At 60.9% G+C, this 15,774-nt stretch carries 20 protein-coding genes and 1 pseudogene; 10 read left to right on the plus strand and 11 right to left on the minus strand.

Annotated features, from left to right (window positions below; translation table 11 throughout):
* Positions 1-21 precede the first annotated feature (21 nt).
* Complete coding sequence (locus HX807_RS23135) at positions 22-399, minus strand: hypothetical protein (protein WP_003219972.1); 378 nt, start codon at positions 397-399, stop codon at positions 22-24.
* Between the two features lie 263 nt (positions 400-662).
* Between HX807_RS23135 and csrA the strand changes: the two genes are divergently transcribed.
* Positions 663-857 (plus strand): carbon storage regulator CsrA, encoded by a 195-nt coding sequence (csrA, locus tag HX807_RS23140; RefSeq protein WP_003192511.1) that lies wholly within the window; start codon positions 663-665, stop codon positions 855-857.
* Positions 858-977: 120 nt separating this feature from the next.
* Here the strand turns inward: csrA and HX807_RS23145 are convergent, their stop codons facing one another.
* Positions 978-1,436 carry a DUF2214 family protein gene (locus HX807_RS23145; protein WP_177051260.1) on the minus strand — a complete coding sequence of 153 codons (459 nt, stop codon included), beginning with the start codon at positions 1,434-1,436 and terminating at the stop codon, positions 978-980.
* A gap of 170 nt (positions 1,437-1,606) precedes the next feature.
* Between HX807_RS23145 and HX807_RS23150 the strand changes: the two genes are divergently transcribed.
* A complete protein-coding gene (locus tag HX807_RS23150) occupies positions 1,607-1,867 on the plus strand; it encodes a hypothetical protein (protein ID WP_003219977.1) in 261 nt (86 codons plus the stop codon).
* Between the two features lie 159 nt (positions 1,868-2,026).
* Complete coding sequence (locus HX807_RS23155) at positions 2,027-2,341, plus strand: hypothetical protein (RefSeq protein ID WP_177051262.1); 315 nt, start codon at positions 2,027-2,029, stop codon at positions 2,339-2,341.
* A gap of 16 nt (positions 2,342-2,357) precedes the next feature.
* On the opposite strand, the gene HX807_RS23160 is transcribed toward HX807_RS23155, so the two are convergent.
* Complete coding sequence (locus HX807_RS23160; protein ID WP_003219982.1) at positions 2,358-3,032, minus strand: HAD-IA family hydrolase; 675 nt, start codon at positions 3,030-3,032, stop codon at positions 2,358-2,360.
* A gap of 243 nt (positions 3,033-3,275) precedes the next feature.
* Here HX807_RS23160 and HX807_RS23165 point away from each other — a divergent pair, with 243 nt between their 5' ends.
* The 5 genes from HX807_RS23165 (at position 3,276) to HX807_RS23185 (ending at position 6,921) form a co-directional block, all read left to right on the plus strand.
* On the plus strand, positions 3,276-3,488 hold the full coding sequence (locus HX807_RS23165; protein WP_003219983.1) for a hypothetical protein: 213 nt from the start codon (positions 3,276-3,278) through the stop codon (positions 3,486-3,488).
* 161 nt (positions 3,489-3,649) lie between these two features.
* Complete coding sequence (locus tag HX807_RS23170; RefSeq protein WP_008438701.1) at positions 3,650-4,420, plus strand: alpha/beta fold hydrolase; 771 nt, start codon at positions 3,650-3,652, stop codon at positions 4,418-4,420.
* A 111-nt stretch (positions 4,421-4,531) separates the two neighbouring features.
* Positions 4,532-4,789: a DUF2790 domain-containing protein gene (locus HX807_RS23175; protein ID WP_003219985.1), complete on the plus strand. Its 258-nt coding sequence runs from the start codon at positions 4,532-4,534 to the stop codon at positions 4,787-4,789.
* Between the two features lie 51 nt (positions 4,790-4,840).
* Positions 4,841-5,512, plus strand: a complete 672-nt coding sequence (locus tag HX807_RS23180; RefSeq protein ID WP_003219986.1) for a heavy metal response regulator transcription factor — start codon at positions 4,841-4,843, stop codon at positions 5,510-5,512.
* The gene (locus HX807_RS23185; protein WP_177051265.1) at positions 5,509-6,921 is read left to right on the plus strand and encodes a heavy metal sensor histidine kinase; all 1,413 of its coding nucleotides are present in this window, start codon (positions 5,509-5,511) and stop codon (positions 6,919-6,921) included. The genes HX807_RS23180 and HX807_RS23185 overlap by 4 nt, the downstream gene beginning before the upstream one ends.
* Here the strand turns inward: HX807_RS23185 and pcp are convergent.
* The 3 genes from pcp to HX807_RS23200 are packed head-to-tail and all read right to left on the minus strand — an operon-like array spanning position 6,914 to position 9,229.
* Positions 6,914-7,561: a pyroglutamyl-peptidase I gene (gene pcp, locus HX807_RS23190; RefSeq protein WP_008438704.1), complete on the minus strand. Its 648-nt coding sequence runs from the start codon at positions 7,559-7,561 to the stop codon at positions 6,914-6,916. The genes HX807_RS23185 and pcp overlap by 8 nt on opposite strands.
* 7 nt (positions 7,562-7,568) lie before the next feature.
* Positions 7,569-8,519 carry a DUF979 domain-containing protein gene (locus HX807_RS23195; protein WP_003219989.1) on the minus strand — a complete coding sequence of 317 codons (951 nt, stop codon included), beginning with the start codon at positions 8,517-8,519 and terminating at the stop codon, positions 7,569-7,571.
* Positions 8,516-9,229, minus strand: a complete 714-nt coding sequence (locus tag HX807_RS23200) for a DUF969 domain-containing protein (RefSeq protein ID WP_003219990.1) — start codon at positions 9,227-9,229, stop codon at positions 8,516-8,518. Before HX807_RS23200 ends, HX807_RS23195 begins: the two co-directional genes overlap by 4 nt.
* Positions 9,230-9,461: 232 nt before the next feature.
* On the opposite strand from HX807_RS23200, the pseudogene HX807_RS32035 reads away from it, so the two are divergent.
* Positions 9,462-9,548, plus strand: a pseudogene (locus HX807_RS32035) (SPOR domain-containing protein); the annotation flags it as partial.
* Positions 9,549-9,566: 18 nt separating this feature from the next.
* Here the strand turns inward: HX807_RS32035 and HX807_RS23205 are convergent.
* The 5 genes from HX807_RS23205 to HX807_RS23225 all read right to left on the minus strand — a co-directional run bounded on the left by HX807_RS23205 (position 9,567) and on the right by HX807_RS23225 (position 14,430).
* Positions 9,567-9,992 carry a GNAT family N-acetyltransferase gene (locus HX807_RS23205; protein WP_177051267.1) on the minus strand — a complete coding sequence of 142 codons (426 nt, stop codon included), beginning with the start codon at positions 9,990-9,992 and terminating at the stop codon, positions 9,567-9,569.
* A gap of 51 nt (positions 9,993-10,043) precedes the next feature.
* Positions 10,044-10,808, minus strand: coding sequence for an IclR family transcriptional regulator (locus HX807_RS23210; RefSeq protein ID WP_102605119.1), 765 nt, complete (start codon positions 10,806-10,808; stop codon positions 10,044-10,046).
* A gap of 117 nt (positions 10,809-10,925) precedes the next feature.
* On the minus strand, positions 10,926-12,245 hold the full coding sequence (locus HX807_RS23215) for an MFS transporter (RefSeq protein ID WP_256346361.1): 1,320 nt from the start codon (positions 12,243-12,245) through the stop codon (positions 10,926-10,928).
* 47 nt (positions 12,246-12,292) lie between these two features.
* On the minus strand, positions 12,293-13,492 hold the full coding sequence (locus tag HX807_RS23220) for a CaiB/BaiF CoA-transferase family protein (RefSeq protein ID WP_134326085.1): 1,200 nt from the start codon (positions 13,490-13,492) through the stop codon (positions 12,293-12,295).
* A complete protein-coding gene (locus HX807_RS23225; RefSeq protein ID WP_023659009.1) occupies positions 13,489-14,430 on the minus strand; it encodes a hydroxymethylglutaryl-CoA lyase in 942 nt (313 codons plus the stop codon). Before HX807_RS23225 ends, HX807_RS23220 begins: the two co-directional genes overlap by 4 nt.
* A gap of 320 nt (positions 14,431-14,750) precedes the next feature.
* Here HX807_RS23225 and HX807_RS23230 point away from each other — a divergent pair, with 320 nt between their 5' ends.
* Positions 14,751-15,677: an SMP-30/gluconolactonase/LRE family protein gene (locus tag HX807_RS23230; protein ID WP_003219997.1), complete on the plus strand. Its 927-nt coding sequence runs from the start codon at positions 14,751-14,753 to the stop codon at positions 15,675-15,677.
* Positions 15,678-15,774: the final 97 nt, after the last annotated feature.

Genomic DNA, 15,774 nt, shown 5'->3' on the forward strand with positions numbered 1-15,774 from the left:
GGCCTCCCGCTTGTCGACTCTTTACTGCGCAACCTTGTGTTCGATGACCTCGGACACCGTGTCATTCTTCTTCGCAGTCGCCAGTTTCTCGGTCAACTGCGCTTGTTTCGCCTCGGCCTCGGCCCTGGTGCTGAATGGGCCCAGCAGCACCTGGTCCTTACCGTCTTCCTTCGCCAGATAGAAACTGAAACCGTGTTCCAGCAACCACGCGGTCAGGTCAGTCATCGCCTGCAGCTTGTGATCCGGCGGCCCCACCCATACATCCCATTCTTGAGAGGCGATCGCGCCGACCGCAGGTTGCGCCTGGGCGGGCGCCTCGGCAACGGCAGGCCTGGCCTTGGGGGCGTCGACACTTTTACCTTCACCGCAACCGGCCAATGCCAACACCGCAATTGCCATCGCTACTTTACGCACTACCCTGCTCCTTAGAGGATCAAAGAGGCGACTTTATCATTCACTGTCTATTCTGGCCGTCATAAACGTTGGCTTAAACAATGCGAATGATGTATCGCAGACCTGTATGATGGCGGCATGGGAATTAATGCCGCCTCTATGCGTCCTAAAAGAGGCAGCCACAGGGAAGCGCTTCGCAGTAAGCTACACACATCCGACATCTGCCCTGTCTGAAACATGTGTCCTTCAAAGCAATCAAGGAGAAGTCCATGCTGATACTCACCCGCAAAGTCGGTGAAAGCATAAACATCGGTGATGACATCACGATCACCATCCTGGGCGTTAGCGGCCAGCAAGTAAGAATCGGCATCAATGCTCCAAAGGACGTTGCCGTGCATCGCGAGGAGATCTACCAACGTATCCAGGCGGGCCTGACGGCTCCGGATAAAAACCAGACACCTTGAAGCGCCTCCAGTAGCCAGCCCTTTCGTTCACTGTAACGGCTGGCGAAAACCTCTTTCAGCCTGCTCGAGGCTTCCCGCGGCCAGCGCGCCCTATTCCCTTGTTCCAGCGTCAGGCCAGCGTCATCCCAGGCCGACACCGCGTGCCATGCCACTCGCTGCAATCATCATCAGCACCAGCAGTAACGCCTGCACATGACTGATGCGCGCAAAAAGACCTGCCTGGTGCAAATCGAGGCGCGTGCCACGCGCCAACGCGATGCGCCATTTGATAAAGCGAATCATCGGCGCGAGCTCCAGTAACAAAATTAATACAAGCAGCGTCATCTTCACGTGAAACAACGGCTGGTGCAGGTAATAATCACTGCCCTTTTCGTAGCCGCCGAAGGCCCGCAGGCCACCGGTTACCAATAACAACAGGGCACTGATTCCCCAGATGTTGTCCGCGATCAATACGCGGCGCAGGGTGGATGGGTCACTATCAGATACACCGCGCAATGCCTTGCCACGCGCAAGCACGGCCGACAATGCCATGGCGAATGCCAGTAAATGGACTGCTGCAAGAAACCACTGAACCAACATAAGGCGTACTCCCTTTTGTATGACACATGGCAGGAACACTTCTCAGTAATAGTCGCTGGCTGCGTTCAACGCATGAAACAGCCTGCAAACAAAGGGAACTTGTGGAGTTTTCCAGGGCCGAATCTCGTGACAAATCCCCTACAGTCTGCAGCGCGCCAAGGAGCACGTTGATGAGGCGTACCGTTAAACAGCCTTACTTATCCAAGTCTTGGTTGATTGTCACGCTGATCAGCGTGGCGTTTGTGGCGCTGGAGTATGGCCTCAAGTTCGAAATCGAAGGTTCCTCCGACAAAGCCTACTCATGGCTGGACCTGACGCTGTTCCTGAGCGCGTACTTGTTTTTCTTCTGCCTCAAGCCCATTCAGGTCGCCGTCCATCGCAGACTGTGCCGGCGCGCGCCTCACAGTGATCGCCGCAAAGCCTCATCCTGACGGCTTTGGGTTTCATCTTGAAGTTCGTTGCCCCAGCGCGGTGTATCCCGCAAGCGGGTTGAAACCGCCGCCGCAGTTGCTATCAGATCGCCGGTATTTACAGCTGCGCGACACAACCTATGCTTGGGCATGCACGGTCGGTGAAAGGTTGTAGCGCTGATGGACACACTGAGTAAAAGCGAAATCGAATCAGCACTGGCAGCGCGCCTGCCGAGCTACAAAATCGTCTGCACCCTGCATGCCGATGGCACGCTTTCCGCGATTCTGAGCGGCCCGGAAGCTGATCACTTTGCGGTGACCGGCATCGTCCGCGCCCACCATCGAGGGCCGGAGGCGATTGCCAGGCTTGCCAGCGAAATCCTCAAGGAAATGGTCTTGTCCCGCCAGGGGCTCAAGGGCAACCGCCTGCAGACGCTGACTGGAAACAGCTCCAACGTTGAACCGCCCCTTTACGAAGAAGGCCGAACCGGGTAACCGGGTCGGCCTTTTTTTACGCCAGGCGCTGTAGATGCAACAGCCCGGCTTCGTCCCGCTGAACCTGTAGACGCTCATACCCGTCAATCGACGGATGCGCGGTGACCATGGGCACAAGGTGGGTCGACGTCACCACCATCACATCGGCCCCCGCCGCCTCGCCGGCGCGAATCCCGACGCTGGCATCCTCAAACACCAGGCAGTCCTGTACCGGTACTCCCAGCCGTTGCGCACCGAGCACATAACAGGCCGGATCCGGCTTGCCGCTGGCGACATCCTCCGCGGTGACCAGCACCGCCGGCGGGTTGATCCCGGCCGCCTGCATACGGCGCAGAGCCAGTGCCTTGGGGGCAGACGTAACCAGCGCCCATTGATCGCCGGGCAATGCGTTGAGGAATTCCACCGCGCCCGCAATCGCCACCACCCCTTCCACATCCTCAAGTTCAGCCTCGGTAATCCACTGCGCCTCAGCCTGCGCGTCCACACCGGGCAACGCCTGGCGGGTGATGGTATCGATGGCCCGGGCACCATGGATGGTCTTCAGAAAGGCCTCGACATCCAGCCCATGGCGTTCAGCCCAGGTGGCCCATACGCGCTCGGCGGCGGCAATGGAGTTCAGGAGTGTGCCATCCATATCGAACAGAAAGGCGCGGTAACGGTGGGCGAATACAGCTGAATCGCGGGTGGACACTGCTCGGCTTCCTCTTGCTTTCGTCACCCGGTCTTGGGCGCTGACGAACCACTTGCCTGGTGCAATCTACGGATCGGCCCAAACGCTGTAAACCTTCCCGTGGTTTGTATCGGACTGTATGGGAACCCCGCCTGGATACGCGAACCCGCATTTCGCCACGCCTGGGCACACATGGCAGATACACCCCGGCGATTAACTACGACCACCAGCCAATCCGGCTGACTCACGCGTAGGAGCCTCATCATGTTCAATCTCTCGAAAGCTTCGTCCCTGGTACTCGGCCTGACTGTCATCGCGGGCCTCGGGCTGTCATCCATGGCGTCGGCCGACACCCACGCTGGCGCGGTCAAAGACCAGCCATCCCACCTGCTCGCCGAGGGCGGCGCAGATCGCCTGCACGAACGCGGCCTGGCGGAAGGCGGCGCTGAACGCCTGCAAGCAGCCCGTACTGTCTGATGGGTCACCGTCCAACCAGGGCAGCCTTCCGGCTGCCCATTGCATTACAAACTTGTCATCAAGCTGTCAGTGTTGCCCGCACCCTCACTTCATACAGTGAAGTCGTCAGTCACCCACAGCGGGTGACCCAACTTCCCACTGAAAATGAAGCGAGCCCGCCCATGAAACCTGCAAGCAAACTCTGCCTGATCGCCGCCAGCCTGTTGATGCTGGGGACCGGCGCCGCCGTGGCCGGCCCGATTGCACCGGTGAAAGCCAATAACGTAGTGCTGGTACACGGCTCCTGGGCCGACGGTTCCAGTTGGTCCGAAGTGATTACCCGCCTGCAGGCCGCCGGCTTGCATGTAACCGCCGTGCAAAACCCGCTGACCTCGGTGGCGGATGATGTCGCTGCCACCAATCGCGTACTCGATCAACAGGACGGTCCTACCGTGCTGGTCGGCCATTCCTACGCCGGCACCGTGGTCAGCGACGCCGGGGCCAACCCCAAGGTCAGCTCCCTGGTATACGTCGCCGCCCGCGCTCCGGACGCCAACGAAGACTTCGTCGCCCTGTCCGCCAAGTACCCAAGCACACCCGTGCGGGCCGGTGTGGTGGAGCACGACGGTTACCTGACCCTGAACCAGGACGCCTTCCTCAAGTACTTTGCCGCCGATGTACCCCACGCCAAGGCCATGGAGCTGTACGCCGTGCAACAACCGATCGCCAAGACCCTGTTCAGCGGTCGCACCGTCAACGCCGCGTGGCACACCAAGCCGTCCTGGTATGCGGTGTCCAGCAATGACCAGACCATCAACCCGGACCTGGAACGCTTTCTCGCCAAGCGCATGAACGCCACCACCATCGAGGTGCCATCGAGCCACTTGTCCCTGGTTTCCCACGCCAAGGAAATCACCGACCTGATCCTCGAAGCGTCCGGCCGCCAGCCTTAAGCCCTTCATTACGATCTTGTCATCATCCTGTTGGCTGGCTGTTTGTGTCGCCTGGTTACTGTGAACTCACTGCCGGATACCGGCAGCCAACCCTTAAAGAGAGATACCGCCATGAAACTGTTTATCCTCGGCTTTGCTGCCCTCCTCGCCACCGGCTCGGCCTTTGCCGATACCACCGCCACCACCTCGGTGATCCATGACACCCCCGGCTTCTTCATGCACATGGACGTGGCCAAAGTACTGTCGAGCACCGATACCTACGGCCAGTGCGGCATTGTTCCTGCGCGCCTCGACTACCTCGACAGCCAGGGCCGCGAACACGTGCTGGACTATCAAGTACAGGGCATCGGCTGCCCCAATGACAATTGATCGGGCTACACTTGCGCCACGCAAGAACTGCACATCACCAGGGCGAATCCCATGAATATCCTCGTAGTCGAAGACGAGCCCAAGGCGGGCAACTACCTGCTTAACGGCCTGCAGGAACTGGGTTACTCCGTGAGCCTTGCCCGCGATGGCGTGGACGGTTTGCACCAGGCCCTGGAAACCCCGTTCGACGTGATCGTGCTGGACGTGATGATGCCGAAGATGGACGGCTGGGAAGTGCTGCGTCGCCTGCGCAAGGAAGCCGACACGCCGGTGCTGTTCCTGACCGCCCGGGACGATATTGCCGACCGCATCAAGGGCCTGGAACTGGGCGCCGACGATTACCTGATCAAGCCGTTTTCCTTCGCCGAACTGGTGGCGCGCCTGCGCACCCTGACCCGGCGCGGGCCAAGCCGTGAAGAAGAACACTTGCAGATCGCCGACCTGCAGATCGACGTGCTCAAGCGCCGCGTCAGCCGTGGCGGCGTGCGCATCACCCTGACCAACAAGGAGTTCGCCTTGTTGCACTTGTTCGCCACCCATCAGGACCAGGTACTCTCGCGCTCGCTGATCGCCTCAAGGGTGTGGGACATGAATTTCGACAGCGACACCAATGTGGTCGACGTGGCCGTGCGCCGCCTGCGCCTGAAAATCGACGACCCGTTCCAGCTCAAGCTGATCCATAGCGTGCGCGGCATCGGCTATCGCTTCGATACGCAACCATGAGCAAGCCCCGGCATTACTCCCTGACGCTGCGCCTGGCGCTGATCTTCGCCCTGCTGGCGTTCGCCCTGCTGGCAACCCTCGGCGTGGCGCTGTACCGCGACCTTGAGCGCGAACTGATCCACCGTGACGACGCTGCGCTGATCTACCGCGTCGACCAACTGCGCAACCTGCTGAACGACAGCAACACCCTGGACCTGATCAAGACCAAGCCCGAACTGTTCCAGAATATGCTCGGCAACCGCGAATCGGTGCTGAGCATCGCCGCACCCGGGCAGAAACCGCTGCTGGAAGTGAACCCCGGCAACATCGACATGCCCGACGTTGCACCGGTGCCCCGGGACCACGCCCTGGAATTCGCCGACGTGCAGCATTTGCCCGGCGTCAATGGCGTCCCCTTCTCCACCCTTGCCGCCACCATCGATTCAGGCGACCTGGGCAGCCTGCAAGTCACTACCGGGCGGTTGATGACCGAGCGCACCGCAGTGCTCGCCAGCTACCGGCTGAGTGTCTATATCCTCGCCAGCATCGCGGCATTGGTACTGGCGGTGGTCGGTTACCTGATGGTGCATCGCGGCCTGCTGCCATTGCGGCGCCTGGCCGTGCATGCCCAGGGCATCGGCGTCGGCAACCTCGCCGCGCGCCTCGACAGCCACGGCGCCCCCAAAGAACTGCTGCCGATGATTGATTCGTTCAACACCATGCTCGAACGCCTGGCCAAGGGTTTTGTGCAACTGGGCCAGGTCTCCACCGACATGGCCCACGAACTGCGCACGCCGATCAATAACTTGCTCGGGGAAACCCAGGTGGCGCTGCAGCAACACCGTAGCATCGAAGCCTACCAGCAACTGCTGGCCTCCAACGTCGAAGAACTCGAACGCCTGGCGCGCATGCTCGACAACATGCTGTTCCTGGCCCGCACCGACCCGGCCAGTGCACTGCGCCAGCGCCAGGAACTGGACGCGGCCAATGAAGTGGAACGCATGGCCGACTACTTCGAAGGCCTGGCGGGCGATGTCGACATCAGCATCCTCGCCCAGGGCGCCGGTGTGATCTGGGCCGAGCCGATGCTGCTGCGCCGTGCCCTGGCCAACCTGTGCGCCAACGCCATCAAATATGGTGCGCCCGCCTCTGAACTGCTGATCCAGGCCACACCCTGCGCCGAAGGCATCAACCTGACAGTGACCAACCACGGCGCGACCATCCCGGCGGAGCACTTGCCCAGGTTGTTCGAGCGGTTTTATCGCGTGGATGAATCACGGGAGCGTTCGGCGCACTCCAATGGATTGGGGCTGTCGATTGTCGCGACCATCATGCAGTTGCATAACGGCCGATACAGCGTGAGCAGCGAGAACGATGTGACAAGCTTCGCGTTGTTTTTCCCGGGACGCGAAGCCGAAAACCTCAGCTGACTTGCCCACCCGTTTCAGTGATATCCACCAGGGTATTCCAGGCCGTCAGCAGCGCAATCCGCAAGCCCTCGACCTGCATCGGCAACGCCATCGAGGCCGGCTCGGGTATTCGGCCCACCACCTGCTCGGGCAGCCACGGCACATGGATGAAACCGCTGCGTACCCCTGACCCGGCGAGCGCGTGCTGCAACAGATAGAACACCTGGTTGCACACGAAAGTGCCGGCGGTTTGCGACACGCTGGCCCCAATGCCGGCCTCGCGCACGGCCCTCACCATGGCCTTGCTCGGCAAGGTGCCGAAGTAGGCCGCAGGGCCGCCGGGCAGCACTTCCGTGTCGACAGGTTGCTCACCCAGGTTGTCCGGAATCCGCGCGTCATTGAGGTTGATCGCGACCCGCTCGATGGAAATATCACTGCGCCCGGGGCCCAGCCCGACAGCAATGACCATCTGCGGGCGGTGTTCGGCCAACAGCTGAGCCAGGCGCTCGCCCGCCGTGGCAAAGGCACAGGGTAACTGCCGCGCGACAATCCGCACATCAGCGCCCAGCTGCACACCCTCCAACAGGCGTACCGCCTCCCAGGACGGGTTGACAAGGTCTTGGTCAAACGGTTCGAAACCCGTCAGCAATACAGTGCGCATTACAGCCTCACATCAGCAGGTAGAGCAGGACAATATTGACCACCAGCATCATCAACGCGGTCGGCATCTGTGCCTTGATGACCGCGTTTTTATCCGGCAGCTCCAGCAATGCTGCCGGGACAATATTGAAGTTGGCCGCCATGGGTGTCATCAGCGTACCGCAGTAACCGGAGAACATGCCGATGGCAGCCATCACCGCCGGGTTGCCGCCGTAGATGCCCACCAGCACCGGTACGCCAACGCCGCCGGTCATCACCGGGAAGGCGGCAAAGCCATTGCCCATGATCACGGTAAACAGTGCCATGCCCAACACATACACCATCACCGCTACCAGCTTGTAATCCAGGTTGATATAGGTGGTGGTGATGTGCGCCACCGCTGTGCCCACGCCCGCTTCGTTGAACAACAGCCCGAGCATCGCCAGCATCTGCGGCAGCACCATCGCCCAGCCCAGCGCTTCGGTGAGGCGCCGGGATTCGCGAAGGGCTTGCACCGGGGTGTCCCGCGTCAGCCAGCAGGCCAGCGCCAGTGCAATCAGGCAGCCGATACCCAGGGAAACAAAGGTGGTGTTCTTCGGGTCCAGCAGCGGCACGCCGCCGATCTCGGTGTGTTTGAGCAATACCGAGCCGATCACCGTGGTCAACGGAATGGCCAATGCCGGGATAAACAATTTATGCCCCAGGCGACCAGCGCTGGCCCGTGCGGCCTTGTCATGCAACTGGGCATGCGCGCCGCGGCCTACGCCGCCCAGGCCCGCGATGAGTGCCATCACCACCACGCCCACGCCGACCACCACCGAGGGCAGGCGCTCCCCCACCAGGAACGGAATGGCAAACAGCAGCCAGAACAACGAACTCGACCAGCGCTTGGGGTGGGTGCGATCCATCAGGATCATCCCGGCGGTGATCACCAGCAGAACGCCGGCCAGCCAGTACAGGTATTGAATGGAAATGATCATTGCGCCGCCTCCGCTGTATTGGCCGGTAACAGCTCTCGGGTCAGCATTCGGTCAAAGCGGTGCAAGCGAATGGCGTGAATGATGAAGGCGCAGATCGCCGTCGGGATGCCCCAGACCGCAATGTGCAGAGGCTCCACATCAATCCCCGAACCCAGCAGGAAGGTGTGCATCAACGCAATCGCACCAAAGGCGACGAAGATATCCTCGCCAAAAAACAGCCCGACGTTGTCGGTCGCGGCACACATGGCCAGGACCTTGTGGCGAAGCTTGTCGGGGAGTTTGCCATAGCGTTTTTCCGCCGCGCCTTCCGCCATCGGCGCCAGCAACGGGCGCACCATCTGCGGGTGCCCGCCCAGGCTCGTCAGGCCCATGGCCGCTGTGGATTCACGCACAAACAGGTAGATGATCAACAAGCGCCCGACCGTGGCACGCTCAAAACGCGCGATCCAGTTTTGCGCATGCAGGCGCAAGCCATGGCGCTCCAGCAAGCCGATGACAGCCAGGGGCAACAACAGGATCAATTGCAAGGCGCGAGTCTGGAGGAAGCCGTCGCCCATGGTGGCGAGGATCTTTTCCAGTGGAAAGTGGGCGGCAAACCCGGTGGCAATCGCTGCCGCCGTGACGACCAGCAGCGGATTGAAGCGCAACACAAAGCCGACCACGATGACGAGTACGCCAATCAGCGGCCATAGGTTCACAACAGTTTGCATGGTGGTGAGGTCCTTAAGTGCGCGCTGCGGCGCCAGTAAAGCAGGTAGTGAACAAAGGGTTCACTGCAAGAAAACGGCGTGCAGCCCGGCTCGATTTTTTATTGTTGACCTGGAAGGTCGAGCGTCAGTGGCCGCATCTTTGCTGCTTGGGGAGGGAGGTGTCCAACAAGAAAAATTGTTGCTGCAATCCAATAAAGTTTGTGGGTGTTTGAAGCGTTAGAGGGCATTTGTCGGCCCGTTTGAAGAGAAGGCCCAGGCGCAGAACGTGCTCAGGTACTTGAAGTCCGATCAGGGCCTCGACGGCTTGGTCACGTGGTGAACGGTGACCCGCCAGCCCTCAGGCCAGGTGCTTCTGGAAAAAGTGGCGCGTGTGCCCTGGCGGGTACTCGGCGATATGCCCGAACTCGCTGAAACCCAGCTTCCGGTAGAACCCGGGCGCCTGGAAGCTGAAGGTGTCCAGCCAGATCCCCGCACACCCTTTCTCCCGTGCCAGCTCCTCAGCCGCGCGCATCAGCCGCGAGCCCATGCCTTGAGTGCGCATTGACTCAGGCACGCTCAACAGCTCAATGAACATCCAGCCATAGGAAATTTTCCCGTACAGGCCGCCCACCACTTCCTGGCTGGCGGGATCACGCAGTAACAGCCCAAACGTTTCGAACGGGTTCTCGCCGCATTGGCTGATGTTGTATGCCCTCAGCGGCTGGAGGATGGCCTGGCGCTCTTTCTCCGTCACCTCAAACGACAGTTCCATTGCCACGTCCATCTTGATCGTCCTGTGTTGAATTCCAGATCAGCCCACAAAAACACCACCCCTTCAAGGATTGAGTTTTTCCAGGGCCGCTCGCAACTCGGTGTTGTTGCCCCCCAACGCGCTGGTGGCGATCGCCGCGTTGCGCAGCAGGATCGATGCGGCGTGGGGGATGTGTTCTTTCAGCAATCGGTCGGAGGGGCCCGACAGCGTCAACGCGCCCTTGAGCTCACCGCCCATTGCAAACACGGGGACGGAGACGGCGGTGGTTTCCGGGTCGCGTTCGCCGAACGAGCAGGCCCAGCAGCGTTCACGCTCCTGAGTCAGTGTGGCGTCACCCTGGCGTGAGAACGCGCGCAGGACCTTGCCGGAAGCCCCGGCATGCAGCGGGAACCGCGCGCCTTCCAGCACCGAGACCCGCACCGCGCGCTTGGGCTCGACACGGAACAACACCACCCGGCTGCCGTTTTCATAGACGTAGAAAGACGAGGTCTCGCCGCTCTCTTCGGTGATGGATTCCAGCAGCGGCAGGATCACATCCCGCAAGCGGAACGAGGCTTGATATAGCTGGGACAGGCGCAGAGGTTCAGGCCCGACGGCGTATTGGCCGTCACTCAAGCGCCGCACAAACCCGGCTTTTTCCAGCGAGGTGATCAGGCGCAGGATGGTGCTTTTATACAAGCCGGTGCGCCGGGCGATCTCCGCCAGGCTCAAGCTCTCCTGGTCGATATTGAAGGCCGCGAGAATGGAAAACGCGCGATCGACTGCAGCAACGCCGCCTTCCGGACTGCCGGCTTGATCAGCAAGACTGTTGTTGGGTTCGGTACTCATGGCCACTCATTGGGTATTCATCGCCGGCGCAAGCGGCGGCATCATTGCCGTCCCGGTCGCGCCAGACACTTTCAGTCGCCGTAACATACCCTTTTGCGCCGGGGTGCAGCCACCGCATTATGCGTCCCGCAGGAAAAGCCGCAGCGACATAACCATCGCGGCCGCGACGAACATGATGCACCCCATCACCATCAGGCCCGCCGTGAACGAGCCGGTGTAGTCCTTGAGAAAGCCCATCAGGTAGGGCCCGACAAAACCGCCAAAGGCACCGATCGAGTTGATCAGCGCAATACCACCGGCAGCGGCCTGGCCACGCAGGAACTTGCCCGGCAAGGTGTAGAAAATGGTCTTGCCGGCAATCGTCCCCACCAGCGCCAGGGTGATCCCGGCCAGGGCGGCCACCAATGTGTCCATCTGCAAGGCGACCAATAGCGCCAGGCCAGCCAGCAGCATGGCCACGGTCAGGTTGAAAATCCCCTTGCCGGTGCGGTCCACGTGTTTCGCCCAAACCAACAGGCCGATGGTTGCAAAAAAGTAGGGAATCGCCGCCGCCCAGCCAATCATGCTGATCTCGACACCGTGGGCCTTGAGCATCTGCGGCAGCCAGATTCCAATGCCGTAGGAGCCCAGGGTAAAACTGAAGGTAATCGAGCTGAGGATCCACACCCGAGGGTCTTTCAGGGCAGCCTTGAAGCCGTGGCGGTGCTGGCCCTGGCTTTGCTCTTCAGCCAGCAAGCCGGTGAGCACGGCACGTTCCTGTGCCGACAGCCATTTGGCTTCGGAAGGCTGGTTGGTCAGCACTTTCAACGTGATCAGCCCGAGGATGCACGCCGGGACGCCCTCGATCAGAAACATCCATTGCCAGCCTGCCAAACCCCAGATGCCGTGCATTTGCAGGAGCCACACCGACAGCGGGCCGCCCACCAGGAACGAAATCGGCGTGGCCGCGGTAAACCATGCCAGCACCCGCGTGCGGTACTGCGCAGGAAACCACAGGGTCAGGAAAAAGATCACGCCGGGAAAGAACCCGGCCTCGGCCACACCCAGCACCAGGCGCATGGCGTAGAAGCTGTAGGGGCCGACGACCCAGGCGGTGGCAGCCGCCGCAATCCCCCAGGTAATCATGATGCGCGCCATCCACCGCCGGGCGCCAAAGCGGTACATCGCCAGGTTGCTCGGCACCTCACACAGGCAGTAGCCAACGAACATAATCCCCGCACCCAGGCCGAATTGCGTGGCGGTCAAACCCAGCTGTTCGGTCATTTGCAAGGCGGCGTAGCCAACGCTGGTGCGGTCCAGGTAGTTGAAAAAGTAAGCCAGGGCGAGCAGCGGGATCAGACGCCAGGCGGCCTTGTGCAGGACGCGGGTTTGCTCTGCATCCAGCACCACGGCGGTGATGGCTGGGGCGCCTGATGCAGGTGTCGTGACAATTGCCATGACGGGTTTCCTCGACATTATTGTTATTGGAATGGCGACAAAAGGACCTAGCGGACCACGCCACGAGCGCGCAAGGCGTCGACATCCCTGGCGGCATAACCCAGCTCTTCAAGTAACGCCTGCGAATGGCTGCCCAGTTGTGGCACGTTCAGGCGCGTATCGAAACGCCGGCCATTCATTTCAAACGGCAGCATCGGCACCTTCACTTCCTCGCCGTTATCCAGCGTCAGATGCGCCAGGCCGCCGGAGGCATTCAGGTGCACATCGTCAAACAGATCCTGAGGCCGCTGGATCGGCGAGAACGGCAAGCCGGCCTGCTCGCACATGTCCATGATTTGCTGCTTGGGCAGCGTGGCCAGCCGCTCCCGCACCAGCGGCAGGATTCGCGAACGGGCATGCACACGCTGGGTGTTGCGCGCCAGTTCGGGGTCGCTGCCCAGTTGTTCAAAACCAAACGCCTGGCAGAAGCTCAGCCATTGGCTGTCACTCACCACGCCCATGAACACCTGCTCGTCATCCCGGGCGTTGAACACGTCATAGATCGCCCACGCTGAAAGACGGCTGGGCATCGGCGCTGCCGGCTGGCCGGTGGTCGCCATCTGCATCATGTGCTGGCCGACCAGGAACGCGGAGTTCTCGAACAGGCCGGTCTGCACAAACTGGCCCTCCCCGGTCGCCTTGCGTTGCCACAGTGCGGCCAGGATCGAGATGGCGCTGAACATCCCGCCCATCACGTCATTCACCGAGGCACCAGCGCGTAGCGGGCGGCCTTCGGGGCCGGTCATGTACGCGAGCCCGGACATCATCTGCACCACCTCATCCAGTGCAGTGCGGTGTTCGTAAGGGCCCGGCAAAAAGCCTTTCATGGAGCTGTAGATAACGTCGGGCTTGATCGCCTTGACCTGCTCAAAGCCCAGGCCGAGTTTTTCCATGGCGCCTGGACGAAAGTTTTCGGTGACCACGTCGGCGCTTTCGATCAGCTTGCGCACCGCCGCCATCCCTTCCTCGGTCTTGATGTCGACGGCGAAGCTTTTCTTGTTGCGGTTGTAGGTCATCCAGTAGCCGGCGCCCGAACCGGTCAACCGCCGGGTGTTGTCGCCAGCCGGCGTCGGTTCGACCTTGATCACTTCGGCACCAAGATCGGCCAGCACCAGCCCGCAGGTCGGGCCCATGACCATGTGCACAAACTCGACCACGCGGATGCCCGCCAATGGCAGCGCCTGGATCTTGTGATTCTGCGTGTTCATCGTACAGCCCCTGCGTAGTGGAAGTTCTTGCCCACGCCGGCATCCGGAATGAACCCGTAGAGCGGCTCGCCTGGCAGGCCTTTTTGCAGCCATTCACGTGCCGCCACCAGCTTGTCGATATCGACGCCGGTACGCAGGCCCATGGATTCGAGCAGGTAAACCAAGTCTTCGGTCACGATGTTGCCCGACGCGCCCGGCGCATATGGGCAGCCGCCAATCCCGCCCTGTGAGGCATCGAACGTGGTGACCCCCACATCGAGCGCCGCCAGCACATTCGCCAGCCCCTGGCCGCGGGTGTTATGGAAATGGGCACTGCCAGCCTTGGCGCCGATTTCGCTGTGCAAGCGGATAAACGCCCGGCGCACCTGAGCCGGGTTGGCGTAGCCGACGGTGTCCGCCAGCCCTACCTCATCCACGCCCAGCTCGGCCATGCGCAGCGCCATGCGAATCACATCGTCCTCAGGCACTTCGCCCTGGATCGTGCAACCGAATACCGTCGACAACCCAGCCTCCACTTGCACCTTCGGGAAGTGTTCGTTGCGCAGGGCAATGACCTGGCGAACCTCCTCGAACACCTGTTGATGAGTCTTGCGGATATTGGCCAGGGAATGCGGCTCGCTGACGGAGATCGGCAGGGTGATTTTCTGCACGCCGGCGTCGAAAGCGGCCTGGGCGCCCTTGAGGTTCGGCACCAGCGCCGTGACAAACACGTCCCGGCGTTGACGCATATGCACCACTAAGTGCGCCGCATCGGCCATCTGCGGCAGCAGCTTGGGGGAGACGAATGAGCCTATCTCGATTTCCTTGAGGCCGGCGTCGGCCAAAGCCGTTAGCCACTGCAATTTCAGCGCGGTAGGCATCGTCGCGGCGACGCTTTGCAGGCCATCACGCGGGCCTACCTCGCTGATCAGAATGTCGATGTTTTTATTAGGGGTCATCACCAGGCCTTTAAAGGTCAATTCATACTTGTTCTATCTACCAGAACGATGTTCTGAAATAAATAATGAGCGCGTTAATTTTCGCTGTCAACGTCCGAAAAGCGCCCAGCGCTTTTTACTTATATTTGGTTGATCAACGGGCAAGCCAATCCATTGCATTGGTCTGATATGGCAAAAGACAGGGTTGACAGCCCAAGAAATAACCTCGACATTTGTTCTATTAGAAAGTACATCGTTCTATCCAGCAGAACAAAACAATAATGAGACAAGGCTTACCTCCTTTTCAGAGGTGCCTTGCCCGTTCCGTAGGAGTTGATCCTGTGAGCCTGTATGCCCCGCCTCGTGATTTGCCCACTCGCGTCTTCAGCACATTGCCGCAGGTTTTCTGCAAGGACGGAGACTCCGAGTGGGTGCACGCCAACAAACCCGGCCAGCGAGTGAAAAGCTTCCTCGAAGGACCGTCCTTCGATGTGCAGGGCAATCTCTATGTCACGGACATTCCCTACGGCCGGATCTTTCGCATCGACCCGCACGGCAACTGGACCCTGGTGGTGCAATACGACGGCTGGCCCAACGGCCTGAAGATCCATCGCGACGGGCGTATTTTCATTGCCGACTACAAGCACGGCATCCTGACCCTGGACCCTGCCAGTGGCGTCATCACACCGTTTCTGACTCACCACCGCAGCGAAGGCTTCAAGGGTGTGAACGACCTGTTCTTCGACGCTGGCGGCAAGCTCTACTTCACCGACCAGGGGCAGACCGGCCAACAGGATCCCACCGGTCGTGTATTCGCCTACGACCTGGAAAATCAGACGCTCACCTGCCTGATCAACAACGGCCCGAGCCCCAACGGCCTGGTCATGGACCTGGCGCAAAACGCGCTGTTCGTCGCCATGACCCGGGGCAACGCGGTGTGGCGCCTGCCGATCCAGCGCGACGGCGGCACAAGCAAAGTCGGGATCTTCACCGCACTGGCGGGCGGCGTGAGTGGCGCCGACGGCATGGCCCTCGACGCGCTCGGCAACCTCTACGTGTGCGATGCCGGCAATGCCTGCGTCTGGGTATTCGATCCCCACGCCGTACCGCTCTATCGCATCCGCAGCTGCACCGAGGGCCGCACCCTGACCAACCTGGCGTTCGGCGGCGAGGGCAACCGGCAACTGTTCATCACCGACTCATCGACCGGCTCGATCCTGGTCGCCGACCTGGAGCACGCCGGCCAACCGATGTTTTCCCACCGCTGAATCCACCGGCACTGAACGCTGCGCGCAGCACGCAGGGACTTCGTTCGCCCTGAAAAAAGCCGGCAGTCACTTGCCTGGCGCCCTATAAGACCAACAA

The sequence above is a fragment of the Pseudomonas sp. D8002 genome, from assembly GCF_013385695.1.
Classification (GTDB): domain Bacteria; phylum Pseudomonadota; class Gammaproteobacteria; order Pseudomonadales; family Pseudomonadaceae; genus Aquipseudomonas.

Coding starts and splice junctions, on each gene's coding strand:
- pcp (WP_008438704.1), bottom strand. CDS start 7,561: ATGCGCACTGTATTGCTGACGGGTTTCGAACCGTTTGACCAAGACCTT.
- HX807_RS23155 (WP_177051262.1), top strand. CDS start 2,027: ATGGACACACTGAGTAAAAGCGAAATCGAATCAGCACTGGCAGCGCGC.
- HX807_RS23215 (WP_256346361.1), bottom strand. CDS start 12,245: ATGGCAATTGTCACGACACCTGCATCAGGCGCCCCAGCCATCACCGCC.
- HX807_RS23145 (WP_177051260.1), bottom strand. CDS start 1,436: ATGTTGGTTCAGTGGTTTCTTGCAGCAGTCCATTTACTGGCATTCGCC.
- HX807_RS23220 (WP_134326085.1), bottom strand. CDS start 13,492: ATGAACACGCAGAATCACAAGATCCAGGCGCTGCCATTGGCGGGCATC.
- HX807_RS23170 (WP_008438701.1), top strand. CDS start 3,650: ATGAAACCTGCAAGCAAACTCTGCCTGATCGCCGCCAGCCTGTTGATG.
- csrA (WP_003192511.1), top strand. CDS start 663: ATGCTGATACTCACCCGCAAAGTCGGTGAAAGCATAAACATCGGTGAT.
- HX807_RS23135 (WP_003219972.1), bottom strand. CDS start 399: ATGGCAATTGCGGTGTTGGCATTGGCCGGTTGCGGTGAAGGTAAAAGT.
- HX807_RS23180 (WP_003219986.1), top strand. CDS start 4,841: ATGAATATCCTCGTAGTCGAAGACGAGCCCAAGGCGGGCAACTACCTG.
- HX807_RS23185 (WP_177051265.1), top strand. CDS start 5,509: ATGAGCAAGCCCCGGCATTACTCCCTGACGCTGCGCCTGGCGCTGATC.
- HX807_RS23205 (WP_177051267.1), bottom strand. CDS start 9,992: ATGGACGTGGCAATGGAACTGTCGTTTGAGGTGACGGAGAAAGAGCGC.
- HX807_RS23210 (WP_102605119.1), bottom strand. CDS start 10,808: ATGAGTACCGAACCCAACAACAGTCTTGCTGATCAAGCCGGCAGTCCG.
- HX807_RS23175 (WP_003219985.1), top strand. CDS start 4,532: ATGAAACTGTTTATCCTCGGCTTTGCTGCCCTCCTCGCCACCGGCTCG.
- HX807_RS23200 (WP_003219990.1), bottom strand. CDS start 9,229: ATGCAAACTGTTGTGAACCTATGGCCGCTGATTGGCGTACTCGTCATC.
- HX807_RS23225 (WP_023659009.1), bottom strand. CDS start 14,430: ATGACCCCTAATAAAAACATCGACATTCTGATCAGCGAGGTAGGCCCG.
- HX807_RS23150 (WP_003219977.1), top strand. CDS start 1,607: ATGAGGCGTACCGTTAAACAGCCTTACTTATCCAAGTCTTGGTTGATT.
- HX807_RS23195 (WP_003219989.1), bottom strand. CDS start 8,519: ATGATCATTTCCATTCAATACCTGTACTGGCTGGCCGGCGTTCTGCTG.
- HX807_RS23165 (WP_003219983.1), top strand. CDS start 3,276: ATGTTCAATCTCTCGAAAGCTTCGTCCCTGGTACTCGGCCTGACTGTC.